Annotated in this window: 11 protein-coding genes and 1 pseudogene; 4 read left to right on the forward strand and 8 right to left on the reverse strand. The window is 62.7% G+C overall.

Annotated elements, in window-relative coordinates; all coding sequences use genetic code 11:
- A pseudogene (locus tag C9I57_RS25220) lies at window positions 1-4,318 on the reverse strand (hemagglutinin repeat-containing protein); the annotation flags it as partial.
- Window positions 4,319-5,331: 1,013 nt separating this feature from the next.
- Between C9I57_RS25220 and C9I57_RS25225 the strand changes: the two are divergent.
- From C9I57_RS25225 to C9I57_RS25235, 3 genes are all read left to right on the forward strand, one after another.
- Window positions 5,332-6,105 (forward strand): ABC transporter substrate-binding protein, encoded by a 774-nt coding sequence (locus C9I57_RS25225; protein WP_107153472.1) that lies wholly within the window; start codon window positions 5,332-5,334, stop codon window positions 6,103-6,105.
- 248 nt (window positions 6,106-6,353) lie between these two features.
- Window positions 6,354-6,608, forward strand: a complete 255-nt coding sequence (locus C9I57_RS25230; protein WP_107153323.1) for a DUF2866 domain-containing protein — start codon at window positions 6,354-6,356, stop codon at window positions 6,606-6,608.
- Between the two features lie 152 nt (window positions 6,609-6,760).
- On the forward strand, window positions 6,761-7,189 hold the full coding sequence (locus C9I57_RS25235) for a DUF6232 family protein (protein WP_107153324.1): 429 nt from the start codon (window positions 6,761-6,763) through the stop codon (window positions 7,187-7,189).
- A gap of 33 nt (window positions 7,190-7,222) precedes the next feature.
- Here the strand turns inward: C9I57_RS25235 and C9I57_RS25240 are convergent, their stop codons facing one another.
- On the reverse strand, window positions 7,223-9,676 hold the full coding sequence (locus tag C9I57_RS25240; protein WP_107153325.1) for a glycogen/starch/alpha-glucan phosphorylase: 2,454 nt from the start codon (window positions 9,674-9,676) through the stop codon (window positions 7,223-7,225).
- 238 nt (window positions 9,677-9,914) lie between these two features.
- Between C9I57_RS25240 and C9I57_RS25245 the strand changes: the two genes are divergently transcribed.
- Window positions 9,915-10,142: a hypothetical protein gene (locus C9I57_RS25245; RefSeq protein ID WP_107153473.1), complete on the forward strand. Its 228-nt coding sequence runs from the start codon at window positions 9,915-9,917 to the stop codon at window positions 10,140-10,142.
- A 30-nt stretch (window positions 10,143-10,172) separates the two neighbouring features.
- On the opposite strand, the gene C9I57_RS25250 is transcribed toward C9I57_RS25245, so the two are convergent.
- The 6 genes from C9I57_RS25250 to C9I57_RS25275 all read right to left on the reverse strand — a co-directional run bounded on the left by C9I57_RS25250 (window position 10,173) and on the right by C9I57_RS25275 (window position 16,486).
- The gene (locus tag C9I57_RS25250; RefSeq protein WP_107153326.1) at window positions 10,173-10,892 is read right to left on the reverse strand and encodes a murein hydrolase activator EnvC family protein; all 720 of its coding nucleotides are present in this window, start codon (window positions 10,890-10,892) and stop codon (window positions 10,173-10,175) included.
- Window positions 10,893-11,121: 229 nt separating this feature from the next.
- The gene (locus C9I57_RS25255) at window positions 11,122-11,463 is read right to left on the reverse strand and encodes a DUF4148 domain-containing protein (RefSeq protein ID WP_107153327.1); all 342 of its coding nucleotides are present in this window, start codon (window positions 11,461-11,463) and stop codon (window positions 11,122-11,124) included.
- Between the two features lie 195 nt (window positions 11,464-11,658).
- Window positions 11,659-13,068, reverse strand: coding sequence for an NADP-dependent phosphogluconate dehydrogenase (gndA, locus tag C9I57_RS25260; protein WP_107153328.1), 1,410 nt, complete (start codon window positions 13,066-13,068; stop codon window positions 11,659-11,661).
- Between the two features lie 117 nt (window positions 13,069-13,185).
- Window positions 13,186-14,082 (reverse strand): NAD-dependent protein deacetylase, encoded by an 897-nt coding sequence (locus C9I57_RS25265; RefSeq protein ID WP_107153329.1) that lies wholly within the window; start codon window positions 14,080-14,082, stop codon window positions 13,186-13,188.
- 103 nt (window positions 14,083-14,185) lie between these two features.
- Window positions 14,186-14,893 carry a type IV pili methyl-accepting chemotaxis transducer N-terminal domain-containing protein gene (locus C9I57_RS25270; protein WP_107153330.1) on the reverse strand — a complete coding sequence of 236 codons (708 nt, stop codon included), beginning with the start codon at window positions 14,891-14,893 and terminating at the stop codon, window positions 14,186-14,188.
- Window positions 14,894-15,253: 360 nt separating this feature from the next.
- On the reverse strand, window positions 15,254-16,486 hold the full coding sequence (locus tag C9I57_RS25275; protein ID WP_107153331.1) for an NAD(P)/FAD-dependent oxidoreductase: 1,233 nt from the start codon (window positions 16,484-16,486) through the stop codon (window positions 15,254-15,256).
- Between the last annotated feature and the right edge of the window lie 320 nt (window positions 16,487-16,806).

Consider the following 16,806-nt stretch of genomic DNA (forward strand, 5'->3'; position numbering starts at 1 on the left):
GGGCGGCGATATTGCCGCCTCCCATCGCCGCCCCCAGACCCGCCACCAAACCATGCAGGCCGACACGCGCCGCACCATCGTTGCTCCACAGCGCCGCTTGCAATAACGAGGCATCGTAATTCGCCTGCGCTTGGGCAATTGCATTCGAATCGCCCGACGCCTGAGCAGCGGTCAACGCCAAATAGTCCTTCTTCGCCTGGTCACTGGCCTTCTTCTTCAATCCCTGCGCGACGTCACCGGCCACCTGCATCCCGACCTGCCCCGTGAGTTGCTGAATCGACAGATCGTCCTGCACATTTTGAGCACTGAATGTGTTCTGCACCGAGCCGTTCGCGCTCGCCGGATCGCGGCTCAATCCCGCCGTGCTGTCATGCCCCGTGCCCGCATCCCCACGCACGGTGATCGTGCCGGGACTGATCGCCGCGTACGTCGTTCCCGACGCATCGCCGCTCGTGCCCGCCATGCCGAAGCCGCTTGGCCCCAGCCCCGCCGAATTCGTCGCGCCGGACATACTGCTGCCCGTTTGCACCGGCGTCGTGAATGCCACACCGTTCGGCGTGCTCTTGCCGGCCGCGCCGCTCACGCTGAAGCCCATGCTCGTACCCGAGTAGCTCGCCGTGTTTTGCAGATTCGAGTAGCCGAACGTCTCCGTTGACAGCGTATTCTTGTCCGCGCTCGCCGTACTCGCGATCACGCCGCCATCCAACTGCGTATGGTTGCCGACCTGCACGTTGAACCCGCCGTTGCCCGCGTAGATGCCGCTTTGCTTGTTGACGGACTGATAGTTGTCCTTGATCGTCTCGTCGCTGGCGCTTGCAGTGCCGCTCACGGTCTGCCCATAGCAGATCGGCGGAATGCACAAGCTCAACTGCACGCCGGCGCTCGACTGGCTGCTCTGATACGTGTTCGTGTCCTGCGGACTCTGGATATTCAGATCCCGCCCGACGTTCGCATCGACGGTATTGCCCGATACCTCGGCCCCACGCAGGTTCGTGTCACGGCCGCTCGTCAGCGACAGCGTATTGCTGGCCGTAATCTCCGTGTCGCGGTTTGTCGCACTGTTGCCGTTGGCATTGCCCTTCGACACACTCGCACCGATCTCGACCGTAAAGCCGTTCTGCTGTCCGCCGAAGGCCGCACCAACGCCGATGCTTCCGCCGCTGCTGCTGTTGCTACTCTTTTGCTGCGTCGTATCGAGCGCGCTCAGCAAATTGATATCCCGCGCCGCGTTCAATGTAACGTTCTGCCCCGTTATCTGCGTGCCGCGCGAATTGATATCGCCATCGAGCGCATTCCCGTTTGCATCTTGCGCCCCACTGCCCGTGGCAATCAGCGTCACGTTGCCGCCAGCCTTCAGCGTACTGCCGTCGTTCGTTACCGAACTGCTTTGCGACTCGCTATGGCTCGACCCGCCCCCAATGCTGACCGTCACCTTGATGGCCGCCTGTGTCCCTTGCGACGTACCGTTCGACGGGCTAAAGAGCGATTGCGTGGCTTGCGCCCAATTTGTACTCGTAGCCGCCTGCTCTGCTCCATATACTGCCAGCCCCGCCTGCGCCACATCGAGCGCCGCCAAGCGCTTGTTATCGGTCTTGCTCGCCTGCGCCATGGCTTGATTCACCGTTGCGACCGCGTTGCCGATCGCACCACCGAGCGCGAGTGAGACCCCGAATTGGCTCGAGCTCTGACTCATGCTGTTCTGCAACGCGTCGGTACCCGCATCGAGGTTCACGTTCTTGCCGATGAGCGTGAGGTCCTTGCCCGCGGACACATCGGAGCCTTGAACCGTCAAGTCTTGGTTGGCGTCGAGCGTCACGTTGCCGTTCTGGCTTGCAATCTGGCTACGGATCGTGCTTTGCGTTTGAGCGGCCGAATCCTGCACCGAATGGCTGCTCGCCACACCGATGGTGAACCCTGTTCCCGTACCGTTGCTGCCGAGGCTGCCGACCTGGTGGCTGCTGGGTTCCTGATGGCTGGTGCTCGTGTCCGTCCCCGCGAGCACGTTGATCGCGCCCTGGGTCGCAATCAAATCGACGCCTTGCGTGCCGCTGATCCCGGAGCCGACGACGTCGATATCTCCGGTCTTGCTCTTGACCACGACGCTATTGCCAGTCACGACCGTGGCCGTCTGCTGCGTCGAAGAGGAGTTGCCGTTCGAGTTGCTGCTACTCGCGTTATAGGGCGATGAGCTCACCCCTCCGTTATTCGGCCCACCGCTCACCCAGCGAGAGAAATCGCCCGGGGTCGGCGCCGCCAATTGGATTCCCATACTCGAGCTACTCGCATCCATGCTTTGCCGCAACTGATCGGTGGACGCCTGGAAGATCACATCGCGGTTCGCGCTGAACGAGGCAATGCCGCCCGCTGTCACTGTCGAGCCGGTCACCGTGATATCGCCGTCAACGGAGTTGCCGTTGGCATCCTTGAGCGCACCGCCTGTCGCCACCAACGAGACGTTCCCGCCGCCGCGAATAGTACTGCCGGCGTTAGTGGTGCTCGACATGTCGGTCGTGCTCGAACTGCTGCTGCGTCCGAACGAAACGGAAACGGAGGGCAAATCCTGCCCGCTAGCCGCCAACTCGTTCAGCACGCCCTCGCCGCGCTGGAATCCCGTACCCGACGAGTTTGCGTCGCGCAGGTTGCGCACGGTATCGAGCGGGGTGCCCGTGATCGCCATGGAAATGCCGCTCGAATGCGACGTTTGGTGATCGTGGGACTGGCTCTCATCCTGACCAGGATCGATCGCGATGTTCTGCGCCTGAATCGCAATATTGCCGGTCGCGCCAGTTGTGTCGGCCGCGGCCTTGCCGGCCACCACATCACTGCCCCCGATGTGCACGTCCTTCCCTGCCGAAATGGACACATTACCCGCGACGCTGCCGACGGTGCTGCGCGACTGGCTTTCCGTCACCGACGTGCCGTTGTATTGGTCCGTCCGCTCGCTCGATCCATAACTGATGCCGAGCCCGCCCGTGCCCGAGAAACCCGAGTGCTTCAGATCGTGATATTCGGAGTCCTGATAAGTATTCGTCGCAGCAGTGATGTTGACATTGCCCTTTGCGGCAAGCGCAACGTTGTTCATCCCGACGATATTGCTGCCGGTGACGTTGATATCCTTGCCGCTGACGATCGACACGCCATCGGCGGACACGGTACTGCCATCCGCGAGCGTCGTCGTCTGGTCGACACGATCGACGCCACTGGTACTGCTGGCGAATCCGCCATGGCTGTACGATTGATTGACGTTTGAAACGTGAGTTTCCTTCGCCGCGCCAATGTTGACATTGCCTGCCGCCATCAGCAGCGCGTTGCCCTGCGTCAGATCGAGCGTGCTGCCCGTCAGCGTAATATCCTTGCCTGATACGACATTGAGGTTCTGTCCGCTTTGCAGGGTCGTGCCGGTGACTTTGTCATCCGACGTATAAATGTCCTCGGCGTTATGCCGTCCGTGATAATCGACCGAACTCGTGCCGTGAATCGTCGAAGTCGCCGTCGCGGCCAGCAATGAGACATCGCCGCCCGCCATGATCGTCCCGCCTCCGCCAAGATTCATCTGCGCTCCGCGAGCCGTCAAATCGCCGCCGATCAATAGCGACGACGCACCGCCCACGCTCAAGCTGCTGCCGGTCAGGCTCCAGATGCTGGTATCCGATGCGCCGCCGGCTCCCGCGACGACCTTCTTTTCGCCCGTTTGCTGGGCACCCATCGTCCAGTTCCCGCCAACGCTCATCGCAAGATTGCCGCCCACCGAAAGACTGCCGGCGTTCTGCTCGAAGTTGCCTCCGGTCACGATCGCCGCATCGCCCGCCACATCCAGGCTCGCCAGCGGTGCGAGCGTAGTCGTCGTCCTCGTTGCGCCGGTCGCGCTGACCTGATTGACCGTCTTCGCGGCCGTATCGAGAATGAGATTGCCGCCCGCTTGCAGCGCAAGGCTTCCCGCCTTCACGGTGGCGGAAGTCAGATCGACGTCGCCCGTCGTCGCCAGCGCCATCTGGCCGCCGCTCGTGAGCGTGCCGTACTTGTTGTCGATGCTTTGACCCGTGATCGTCAGGCTGTTCGTCGCGCTGACGGTGCCGCTGTTCGTGAACAACTGCGTGTTCTGCAGGTCGATGTCGGTCGCGGCAATCGTCGGTCCGTTGCCCATGTTCTGCTGGCTCGCCTTCGCCAGATATACGACGGGCACGAGCACCGACTGGCCATCCACGACCTCCGTCTGCATGATGACGACGTTGCTCGTGAGCTTTGAGACCTGCTCGGCCGAGAGCCCCATGCCGGGCGCAAGATCAAGCTCCTTCGCCAGTTGGGCACCCGATGTCATCGCTGCCGCTATTCGACACATCGCCGGCTGCACGAATATCGATGTCTTGCGCGTGCGACGTGCATGACCAACTCATTGCGGCAAGCGCACCGCATAGCGGCAGGACCGCGCGTAAGCGGGCGCTCCACGGGCCACGCTTCGTTGTCGTCGGCCAACCCGAGAGCCTGTCGATTGCAGGCTTGCTACCTCGTTTTTTCATTCTCTCTATGGGTTCTTCTTATCAGTCGCTCGCCGGCACGATCGAATGCCAATGCGAGCGACGTGCTTCAAGCAAAAGCAAAAGCGGGCAACATGGCTGTCAGGCTTCACGATGGCCGATGCCGTCGCTCTCAGATAGATCGACAAAGGAAATCCGCGACGGGTACCGTAGTCACTTCAGTGCCAAACGATTGCCCGCTCACGCTTCGATAGAAGCGTGAAACAATGCGTTGGGAGCGATCTATGCGGCCCGCTCCGAGCGGGCAACCAACGAAGGCAATTGCGAAGCGTCGGTATCGCCGTCGTCAAACGGTGTTCGAGAAAACCTTGTCGAGAAAGCAGTGCGAAAGCAGCTAGCTCAATCGGCGCGCTTCTGAAGCGCCCGAAACTCGATGGAAGGGCAACGTCGTGATGGCTTCTGTGACGTTGTTGCCAATATAGTCAGCATGCTCGACGCCTCTCGTCGTCGACTGCCCAATGACCCCGAATGCTTGTGACATGTTCAGCCCCGGAACTCGAAATTTTTAGTCTTGATGAATGGCATTGCCGCAAAAACCGGCTGCGGTTCCCGTCTCTATGTACGGTTAGCGGTGCCGATAGTTTCCGACCACACACGTGCCGAATATCGGCATGCCGAGGCCGATCTTTAGAAATTTTTTGTAACAGGCGCCGCCGCGTTCCGCTGTCGGGCACCTTCATCATTTTGACTTGGTATGATGTGCGCCGCGCCGCCGGCCAACGCCGTCGGCCTCAATAACCACGCCCCTTCGCGGCACAACCGTGAGGGGTTCGACGAACCGCTTCGAGGAGTCAACGTGAAAAAACTATTTGCCGCAGTAGCCATTGCTGCATTCGCTTGTGCCGGCGCTGCGCAAGCAAAAGAATGGAAGGAGATTCGCATCGGCGTCGACGCGAGCTACGCTCCGTTCGAATCGAAAGCGCCGGACGGCAAGCTCGTCGGCTTCGACATCGACCTCGGCAACGAAATCTGCAAGCGTGTGCACGCGAAATGCGTCTGGGTCGAGAACGACTTCGACGGCTTGATTCCGGGCCTGAAGGCGCGCAAGTTCGACGGCGTGCTGTCGTCGATGACGATCACGCCGGAGCGTGAGCAGCAGATCGCGTTCTCGAAGCCGCTGTTCGACACGCCGACGGCGCTCGTCGCGAAGAAGGGCTCGGGCCTGCTGCCCACGGCCGCTTCGCTGAAGGGCAAGTCGATCGGCGTCGAGCAAGGCACGACGCAGGAAGCCTACGCGAAGAAGAATTGGGAGCCGGCCGGCGTGAAGGTCGTCCCCTATCAGAACCAGGACCAGGTCTATCAAGACTTGCTCTCGGGCCGGCTCGACGCCGCCTTGCAAGACAAGGTGCAGGCAGACCTCGGCTTTCTGAAGCAATCGCGCGGCGCTGGATTCGCGGAAGCGGGAAATCCGATCCCGAGCGGCGCAGCCGCCATGGGTATGCGTAAGGAAGACGCGGACCTCAAGGCCGCAGTCGACAAGGCCATCGACGGCATGATGAAGGACGGTACCTACAAGAAGCTCGAGAGCAAGTATTTCGACTTCGACGTGGCGCCGAAGTCCGCTAGCTGATCAATGTGAACGCGCCGCCGCAAGGCGGCGTTTCTCTCGATGAAGGGCTCCGCCATGCGCGGGGCCTTTTTTTGTTGATCTGTAAGACTCGCGGTGGTGCTCTTAAGTTTGGCTTAATTGTTGGCTGTCACGATGGCACCCATACCACCCCTGTTGAGCCGCCGGAGCATCGGCGGCATCTTTTTGCCTATGGGTTCTCTCTTTCTCCGGCGTCCTCATCGCGTAGCGACGCGGGAAACGGAAAGGCGATGATCGAAGATACCGTCTTCAAGGATCTGCAGAGCATACTAAAGCGCGACCACGCGCTCCCCGTGCAGAGTTGCCGGGTATCGGCGCCCGTGCAACGCCCCTGGGGCCGTACTTATCGGCTCGTCGAATGGACGATGGCCCATGACGCTCCTTCACACCGTTGCGTGGTGCCGGCGGAACTCAGCGATACGGAAATCGCACGCCACGTCGCTTCTCACATCCCCGGCCGCATCTTTGTCGACGAAGTTCGCTGAAACTCACTAAGCCACGAAGGGCGCCGCCCTCACACGGTCGTTCGACGGAACCCCTCCAGCCGCGCGGCATTTCGCCCGCCCGATTTGCTCCGCGAGCGTTCTCTGCTACGCTTGCGAACCTTCATCGTGCAACGCGCACCGATTTCTTTTCGATGGAAAACACGTTCAACGAACGCGGTGTCATGATCACGCGCAATACGCTCAGCGCGGGCGGCCAGGTATTTTCGCTGCGCGAGATCGAAGATGTTCGGGTCGTCGAGACGCGCAAGAACAAGGTATTTCCCCTTGCGATCTCGATCATCGGCGTCGTTCTCGCGGCCGTAGGCGCCCCGATCTATCGATCGGGTGCCGCGCTCGCGCTCGGCGTGATGCTCGTCGTCGTCGGCTGGCTGGCCTGGCTTTGGCAGGACGTGATACACCGGCTCGTCGTCAAGACGGCCAACGGCGAGCGAGAGGCGGTCTCGAGCCCGGACCTCGAATTCCTCGCGCGCGTCGAACAAGCGGTGCGCGGTGCCTTGGCGAATGCGCACGCTGCCTCTGCACAGCGCTCGCCGTCATCGCGCAAGAATGAATCACCCTGACGCCTGAGCTTCGCGCATCGAGGCGCCGCCGCATTACTCCGTTTCAAGCGCCTTCACGCGCCAGATGTCACGCGCGTATTCGGCAATGGTCCGATCCGACGAGAATTGCCCCATTCCCGCCACGTTCTCAATGGCACTCGCCGTCCACGCACGCGGGTCGCGAAAGCGCGCATCGACTGCATCTTGCGCGGCCGCGAAGGCCGCGAAGTCGGCCAGCACCATGTAGTGATCGCCCCAATCGACGAGCGTGTGAAAGATGTCGGAAAAGCGATGCGAGTCGCCGTCAGAGAAGAAGCCTGTGCGGATCTGGTCGAGGGCTTGGCGCAGCTCGGCATTCTCCTCGTATATCTGGCGGGGCCGGTAGCCTGACGAGCGCAGCTCCGTCACTTCATTTGCCTCGAGCCCGAAGATGAACATGTTCTCTCGGCCCACCGCCTCGCAAATCTCGATGTTGGCACCATCCATGGTCCCGACCGTCAGCGCGCCGTTCAGCGCGAGCTTCATGTTGCCGGTGCCCGACGCTTCCGTTCCCGCCATCGAAATCTGCTCGGAAAGATCCGCCGCTGGAATCAGCAGCTCGGCGACGCTGACGCCGTAGTTCGGCACGAAGACAACCTTGAGTCGATCGCCGACGAGCGGATCGTTGTTGACGATCGCGGACACATCGCCGATCAGCTTGATGATCGTCTTCGCCATCTTGTACGCCGACGCCGCTTTCCCCGCGAAGATGACGGCGCGCGGCACCCAGTCGTGATTGGGATTCGCGCGAATGCGGTTGTAGCGGACGATCACGTGCAACACGTTCAACAACTGCCGCTTGTACTCGTGAATGCGCTTCACCTGCATATCGAAGAGCGCATCGGGATGGATCGAAGCGCCCATGTCGTGCAAAAGCCGGTTCGCGAGCCGGATCTTGCTGCGGCGCTTCGCGGCGCGAAACTCGGCCGCGAACGTCGGATCGTCCTTCAATGCGCGCAGCTTGCCGAGCTCGAAAAGGTCGGTACGCCAACCCGTGCCGATATGCGAGTCGATCAGCGACGACAAAGGCCGGCTCGCCTGCGCCAGCCATCGGCGCGGCGTGATGCCGTTCGTCACGTTGGTGAACCGGTCGGGAAACATGCGCGCGAAGTCGCTGAAGAATTCGCGCTCCATCAATTGCGAATGGAGCTTCGATACGCCGTTGACCTTCTGGCTCGTTACGATCGCGAGATGCGCCATCCTCACGCGGCGTTGACCGAACTCGTCGACGAGCGAGATTCGCCGGATGACGTCGACGTCGTGTCCGAAGCGCTCGCTTGCCTCCTTCAGAAAACCCGCATTGATTTCGAAGATGATCTCGAGGTGCCGCGGGAGCAGCCGCGCGAGCATATCGACGTCCCAGGTCTCGAGCGCCTCGGGCATCAGCGTATGGTTCGTGTACGAGAACACTTGCTGAACCATCTTCCACGCGCGGTCCCACGGAACGTGATGAACGTCCACGAGCAGCCGCATCAGCTCGGGAATCGCGAGCACCGGGTGTGTATCGTTGAGATGGACCGCGACTTTCTCGGCGAAGCGACCGAACGTGCTGTGCGTGCGCTGATAGCGGCGAATGAGATCCTGCATCGTCGCGGAGACGAAGAAGTACTCCTGGCGCAAGCGCAGCTCGCGGCCCGCCTGCGTCGAATCGTCGGGATAGAGCAGCCGCGAGACGTTCTCGGAATGTTCCTTTGCTTCCACGGCGCGGCGATAGTCGCCTTGGTTGAACGCGGACAGATCGAGCTCCTCGGTCGCGCGCGCCGACCATAGCCGCAGCGTATTCGTCGCGCTCGTGCCATATCCCGGTATCACCGTGTCGTACGCCATCGCGTTGACGTGCTCGGTCTCGACCCATTCGACCCCGCTGTCGCGCTGAATCGTATGACCGCCGAAATGGACGATGTACTGAACCTCCGGACGCGGGAACTCCCACGCATTGCCGCCACGCAGCCAATAGTCGGGCGTTTCGATCTGCGCCCCATCGACGATCTGCTGGCGAAACATGCCGTAGTCGTAACGGATGCCATAGCCGAAGCCCGGGATTGCGAGCGTCGCCATCGAGTCGAGGAAACAGGCGGCGAGCCGCCCCAAGCCGCCATTGCCGAGCGCGGCGTCAGGCTCGAACTCCGCGATGGACGCCATATCGACGCCGAGGCTCGCAAGCGCTTCGTTCATCTGGTCATAGATGCCAAGCGCGAGCAGCGCGTTCGTGAACGTCCGGCCGATCAGGAACTCCATCGACAGGTAGTAGACACGTTTCACGTCCTGCTCATACTGCTGGCGCGTCGTCTTCATCCAGCGCGCGACGAGCCTGTCGCGCACGGCCAGCGCCGCGGCATGGAGCCAGTCCTGCGGCCGCGCGGCGACGGCATCCTTGCCGACGCCGTATATCAGACGGTTCGAGATGGAGCGCCGCAGCGCATCGGCGGTGCTGTTCAGCTGATCGAACTCGAGGTCGACGGCTGTCATGAATCCTCCTGGTTAGCGCAGCGGCACACGCTTTGCTATCGCCCGGGCGGATCGCGAGAAACGCGGGTGCCGCGAAGCGCACAGGTTACGCCTTTTTGCCGCGCCGCGGGACCATCCCATCCGACGTAACGCATCCTCGCCCCGATGGCTGCATGGGCCTCGGGATTGGCGGATCAATGCGCGCCGCCTACTATGGAAACCGTCGGCAGTCCTAACGGAGTTCGACATGGCCTCGCACGTGACGATGCACTCGGTCCTCGGAATGATCCACGCCCAGGAACTGTTGACCGTTTCGCTGATTCGCGCCCTACCGCCTGATATGAGGCGACAAATCGTGGATGAGTTCCAAGCACAGGCGGAACTCGCCGAGTTGCCGCATTTGAGCGCGGACAGCGAGCGCGAGACGATCGAAGCGTACAAGACGCATATCAGGAAGCTGTCGATTCGGCTCGCCTCGCTGCGCTAGCCGCGAGCCCGTTCGGAGCGCTCGGCAGCGCTACCGCGGCAAATAGGCGAGCGGGTCGATCGGCGCGCCCTCGCGGCGAATCTCGAACTCGAGCGTGCTTCGCCCGCTCTTGTCGATGCCCATCGTCGCGAGCGGCTGGCCTTTCCTGACCACATCGCCTTCCTTGACTGAGACGGGGCCGCTCACGGAGTAGCCGGTCACGAGCGCGTCGCTGTGCTTCACGACGATGAGCGACGCGTACTGGTCGCCCGCGGTGGGACTGCCGATGTAGATGACCTGGCCATCGGCCGCCGCCTTGACGAGTTCGTCGGCCTGCCCGGCGATCACGATTCCCTTGGCGTTCGCCGCCGACTGCGATCTGAGTACTTGGCCATAAGCGGGCCAAGCCAGGCGAATCGCAGGCGCGCCGGCCACATTCGCGTTCGCCGCCACGGGCGGAACCACGCGCAACACCTGCCCGGGAGCGAGCGCAGCGTTGAGCGGCAGCCGGTTCCATTCCGCGATGTCCTGCGGCCGTTGGCCGAAGCCGGCCGCAACGCTGGCGAGCGTGTCGCCCAGGTTGACGCGATAGTAGCCGGGCTGTACGCCGGCCTGTTGCGCGTAGGGGCGCGCTTCCGTCGTTGCCGTCGGCCCGTTCAACCACCGGTCCGTCGTCTCGCAGCCGCTCACGAGCAGCGCGCACAGCGCGAACAACGCCGCGTGCGAGAGCACGCGCTTTTGATTAGCAGGAGTCGAAATTGTTGTCGTCAAGATGGCCCTCGATCGAATGCAATGAAACGAGTGTCTTACTTGTTGGCGATATCGATTCACGGTTTCGCGGCACGAGGATCGCACATCTTGCCATCCGAGGGCAAAAACGAAACTGGCCCGCGCCCCGTTTGCACGGTGGCAGCGAGCCAGTCTTTCGGAATGCTTACTATCGCGCGCCGCTTCTTTTGATAGGTTGACTTATGCGAAAGTCCGGTGCGCGTTCGTCCGATCAGCGACCGAAGAAGAGCGGGTGTACGCCGTCGGCGTTCGTCGGGCGGCTATTCACAGGCGCCCCCGATTGGACCGAACCGTTCACGGCGCCGCCGACACCGGTGTTCTCGGCAACGGGCGCACCCTGTTGTTGCGCGACGCGCGCTTCAGCCGCTTGAATATCGGCCGGGTAATACGGGTCGGTGCCTACCGCCGGGCTGTAGCCCGCCTGCTCCACGCGGACCAGATCAGCCTTCACCTGGGCGCGGGTCAGGGGTTGATTCGATTGCACTTGAGCAAACGACGCGAGCGGCAGCGAGAGAGCGGAAGCTGCGGCAACTGCAAAAATGAGCGATTTCATGACTTCACCTCCGGTGTTTGTGTTCGCCTCAAACACCTCTTGTTTGAAGCGTTAATCACAGTCTAACGACCGGAGCACCTAGGGAAAACCATTAAATTGATGAAAGAGTGTTTCCCAAAGAGCAATAATCCGGTCGTCCCGAACTACCGTTGGCTATGAAACCGACCACAATTGACTTGCGCCGACGTTCCCCCCTCACGCCCAGGTCGCGTGAAAGCTTCCGTCGCGGTCGATCCGCTCGAACGTATGAGCACCGAAGAAGTCGCGCTGCGCCTGAATCAGGTTTGCCGGCAGACGCTCCGAACGGTATCCGTCGAAATAGGCGATCGCCGAGGCGAACGCCGGCACCGGTACGCCGGCCGCGATCGCCGCCGTGACCACTTCACGCAGCGCCGATTGATAGTTCTCCGAAATATCGCGGAAGTACGGGTCGAGTAGCAAATTCGCGAGGCCCGGCTCTTTGCCGTAGGCGTCGGTGATCTTTTGCAGGAACCGCGCGCGGATGATGCAGCCGGCCCGGAAGATCTTCGCGATCGTTCCGAACTGCAGGTCCCAGTCGTACTCCTCCGAGGCGGCGCGCAGTTGCGCGAAGCCCTGTGCATATGAGATCACCTTGCTCAGATAGAGCGCGCGCCGCACCCCTTCGATGAACGCGGCGCGGTCCCCCGTGAATGCCTTCGGCTGCGGCCCCACGAGCACTTTGCTCGCCGCCACGCGCTGCGTCTTCAGCGACGAAAGCACTCGGGCGAACACGGATTCGGTGATGAGCGGCAGCGGAACGCCGAGGTCGAGCGCGTTCTGGCTCGTCCATTTGCCCGTGCCTTTTTGCGCCGCGCGATCGAGGATCATGTCGACGAGATCTCGTCCGCTTTCCTCGTCGCGTTTGCGGAAGATCTTCGCCGTGATGTCGATCAGATAGCTGTCGAGCTCGCCCTCGTTCCATTCCGCATAGACCTGCCCAAGCTCCGCGTTGGACAAGCCCGCCACCTGCTTCAGCACCGCATAACTTTCGGCGATCAACTGCATGTCGCCATACTCGATGCCGTTGTGAACCATCTTGACGAAATGACCCGCGCCGCCTGGTCCCATGTAGGCAACGCAGGGCTCGCCGTCGGGCGCCTTCGCCGCAATCTCGGTGAGAATCGGCGCAACGAGATCGTAGGCGTCGCGCGGACCGCCAGGCATGATCGAAGGCCCTTTCAGCGCGCCCTCCTCGCCGCCCGAAACGCCTGTGCCGATGAAATGCAGGCCTGATTTCGCGAGTTCTTCGTTGCGCCGGACGGTATCGGTGAAGTGGGTATTGCCGCCATCGATGAGCACGTCGCCAGGTTCGAGCAGCGGCTTTACCTCCGCGATCGTCGCATCGGTGGGCTCGCCCGCCTTCACCATCAGCAGGATGCGGCGCGGCTTCTCGAGCGAGTCGACGAACTCCTGCAACGAATAGGCCGGCACGAGATTGCGGCCCTGAAATTCGGCCAGCATCTCGTCGGTTCGCGTGCGGCTGCGGTTGTAGACGGCCACGGCATGGCCGCGGCTTTCGATATTGAGTGCGAGATTACGGCCCATGACTGCCAGACCGATGACGCCGATGGCTGCTTTGCCCATTGCTGAATTCTCCTAGGAGTGCTGCCGCGACGCGGAGCATGAATCAGATGATTTTCGACGCGGCGCTAGAATGCCAGCCGCCGATGCGGCCGCGAGACGACCCAAGCGCCGTCATCGCTATGAAAAATGTCCGGCCAGTGCGGCCAATGCATCGCCGCACGGCAGTTCGACTTTGAGTGACAGCAACGAGTCGGCCCGAGTTCGCCCGATGTTCAGCGCGGCGATCGGCATGCCCGCACGCGACGCCCATAGACAGAAGCGGTAGCCCGAGTAGACCATCAGTGACGAACCGACGACGAGCATCGCATCGGCCGCTTCGAGCGCATGGGATGCTGCGTCCACACGCTCGCGCGGCACGCTCTCACCGAAAAAGACGACGGAAGGCTTCAGAAACCCGCCGCAATGCGGGCACGCCGGTACACGAAACGCATCGAGTCCGTCCCATTCGAGGTGCGCATCGCCATCGGCGGAAGGCGCCGCGACGGTGTCGGCGAGCCCCGGATTCTCGCGCGCGAGTATGTCCTGAATATCGGCGCGCGGATGCTCGACGCCGCAATCGAGACACGCGACCTGACGGATGCTGCCGTGGAGTTCGATGACGTCCGTGCTGCCGGCGCATTGATGCAGACCGTCGACGTTTTGCGTGACGAGTTGCGCGACGCGGCCCGCTGCGCCGAGCCGAGCAAGGGCCCGATGCGCCGCGTTCGGCTGCGCCTCGGCGAGAAGCGGCCAGCCCACCATGCTGCGAGCCCAATAGCGGCGCCGCGCGTGCTCGGAATCGAGAAAAGCTTGCAGCTGAATTGGTTGCGGGCGCATCCATTCGCCGTTCGCATCGCGATAGCCCGGGATGCCGGACGCCGTGCTGGCGCCCGCACCCGTCAACACGAAAAGACGTCGGTGCCGCTCCATGAATTCACGGAGCGCGTCGAGGCCGCCCTCGATCGGGGCAGCCGGCTGGATGGCGAGGGACGGAGACGATGCAACTGACGATGATGACGCGACGGATTCGCTCATGACACGGGGGAGCTACGACGGCGCAACGCGCGACGAGGCGCATTCTACGCCGTTCGCCTCGCATCTGCCGAGAGCTCGGCCGAGCGCGCCCCGCGTTCGGCGTTCAGCGCGATTGCGGCGCGGCTCGCCGCGCCTCTCTTGCGCCGAGCACGCTCTGAATCATGCCGTCCATCTCCTTGACGATTTCGGCGAGCAACGATGTGACGACCGCGAACTCGCGGCCATAAGGGCCGGCGCGGCCCGCGGAAATGCGAGCGTTGATCGCGACGATGTTGGCCTGCATCGAGATGTGACTGAGCCTTTCCGCCAACTCGGCATTACGTTTCGAAGCGGCCTGCTCGACGCCTCGCATCTCGTTCTGATAGGCGAGCGTGATTTGCTGCAGCAGTTCGAGCAGCGGAGTCGCCTGTGCGATCAGCGTATCGACGGCACCATGGCGGTTGCCCGAGGGCGATTGACTGCCTGCCGCTGCGGCTCCCGCGCCGATCGACTCGATCGCGGCGCTCGCATCGCCGATGAAACGGCGGATACGCTCGTCCGCCTTGTGGGTGCCGAAATAAAGCGAGCGCAACGCCTCGGAGAAAGCACCTGGCAACCGCGCATTGCCGTCGACCAGGTCCGCATGCGCGCCGGCAAACGTCGCGACGCTCTCACGTGCAATTGCGAGCGCCGACGCATCGCCTTGGCCGGCAAGCAGGACATGTAGAACGATGCGCTGCGACAACATCCGCTGACGCCCCGCGACATTGATCAGCTCGCCGATGATTTGGCCCGAGACGGCATTCTGCTTCTTGTCTACTTGTTCTTTCATATCCGTAACGCTCGACCGGTCGCCCAATCGGCGCGAGATCGATGAAGGACCCCGTTGTCCTTTCGGCCGCGGTCGTCGCCGCGGCAAGCATCGTTTTCGTACCTCCGGCGAAGCCCTCGTTGACCTTGCCGCGGCACGATCGACGCAATAGCCATGCCACGCATCGGCCGGCAACCACGGCGCGGGTTGCCCGTCCTGATTCATGCGATCTTTCAGGACGAGGTCGAGCAGACGCCCGTCGCACGAGCGTCGCGAGTCAGTTTGGTGCAACGAGGCCGATCGAGCGCACCGTCGAGGGGCCGGCCGGCGGCCCGCCCGGCGCCCGGCGCCCGGTTCCCGGTTCCGGTGACGCGCGGAGCTTCAGAAGCGATCGACGCGAAACGGAGCGGGATCGACGAAAGGCGCAACGCCCGCCATCATCTCGGCGAGGAGCCGGCCCGTCACGGGTCCCAGCGTGAAGCCGTGATGCGCATGGCCGAAAGCGAACCAGAGATCGCTGTGATGCGTGGCGGGCCCGATGATCGGCAGCATGTCTCCGGTGCAAGGGCGCTGGCCCATCCATGGCTCCCCATCGACTCTGGGCCCCAGGGGAAAAAGCTCGCGCGCGATCGGCTCGACCGCATCGAGCTGATCCGGGGTTTTCGGCTGATCGAGCAAGGCGAGCTCGGCGCCCGTCGTGAGCCGAATGCCGCGATCCATCGGCGTAATCAGATAGCCCTTTTCCGCGTCGAGCACGGGATAGGTCAGGGGCGCGTCGGGCTGCGGCCGATAATGCATGTGATATCCGCGCTTGATCCCGAGCGATAGCCGATAGCCGAGCCTCGATGCGATGCGCTCGGACCACGGACCCAGCGCGACGACGGCCGAGCGCGCTTCGACTCGACCTTCGTCCGTCTCGACCTGCCATTGTCCGGAAAGCGTATCGGCGTCGCCGATCAGGAAACGGCCCCCTAGCCGCTCGAAGTGGCGCGCGTAAGCAGTCACGAGCGCGTTCGGGTTGCCGACCGAATACGTCTGCGTGAACCAGACGCCGCCCACGAGCGAGGCGGCGAGATTGGGCTGCAGCTCGTGGAGCCGAGCCCCGTCGAGCGCCTCGAATTCGACGCCGTACTCCTTTTGCCAACGCTCGGCAGTCCTGAATTCTTCGTCGCGCTTCGCCGCCGTGCGGAATGCCTTGATCCAGCCGGTCGGCCGCATGAGCCCGCTCGCGCCCGCCGCGTCGGCCAGCACGCGGTGTTCGCTGACGCAATGGCCGATCAGCGTCGCATAGGAGCGGGCGATCGCCGCGTGGCGCTCGGGGTGCGAGTTGCGCCAGTAGCGCAGCAGGAACGACGCAAGCTTCGGCATCGCCGCCGGATGGTAGCGTACGTCGAGCGCCTCGTTGCGCGCGTAGTCGAGCAGTTTGCCCAGCTCGCGCGGAAAGGCGTAGGGGTAGACGCCCTCGCGCTGGATCAGCCCCGCATTGCCGAACGATGTCTCGTTGCCGGGTTGCTTGCGATCGATCAGCGCCACGGCGCACCCGCGCTTTTGCAGATGCGTGGCGACGCAAACGCCGACCATGCCGGCGCCGAGCACGATTGTGTCGAATTTCATGAGATGCCTAGCGAAGGTAGGTGCCGACGGCCCCGCTGATGAGACTCGCGCCCATTGTGCAATGCGCAAACGTGCGCGGAGCGGTCGGCTTGTTTTTTCATTCGAGCGTGTTGGAGCTCAATAGCGAATGTCGAGTGATAGCGAGTGGCCGCAGCAATGATACAGGCTGACACGGTGCGTCCCGGCCGCGATTCGACGATTTGCCGGACGTTCCCTCGTGAGCCCCAGCCGACGAACGGCAAGCGGAAAACGCAGCGCCTGCCGTCAAATTGTGCTTTACTTGCCGATGCATCTCGAATAACGAAGCACGGCTGGCTAAT

Source organism: Trinickia symbiotica (genome assembly GCF_003028655.1).
GTDB lineage: Bacteria > Pseudomonadota > Gammaproteobacteria > Burkholderiales > Burkholderiaceae > Trinickia > Trinickia symbiotica_A.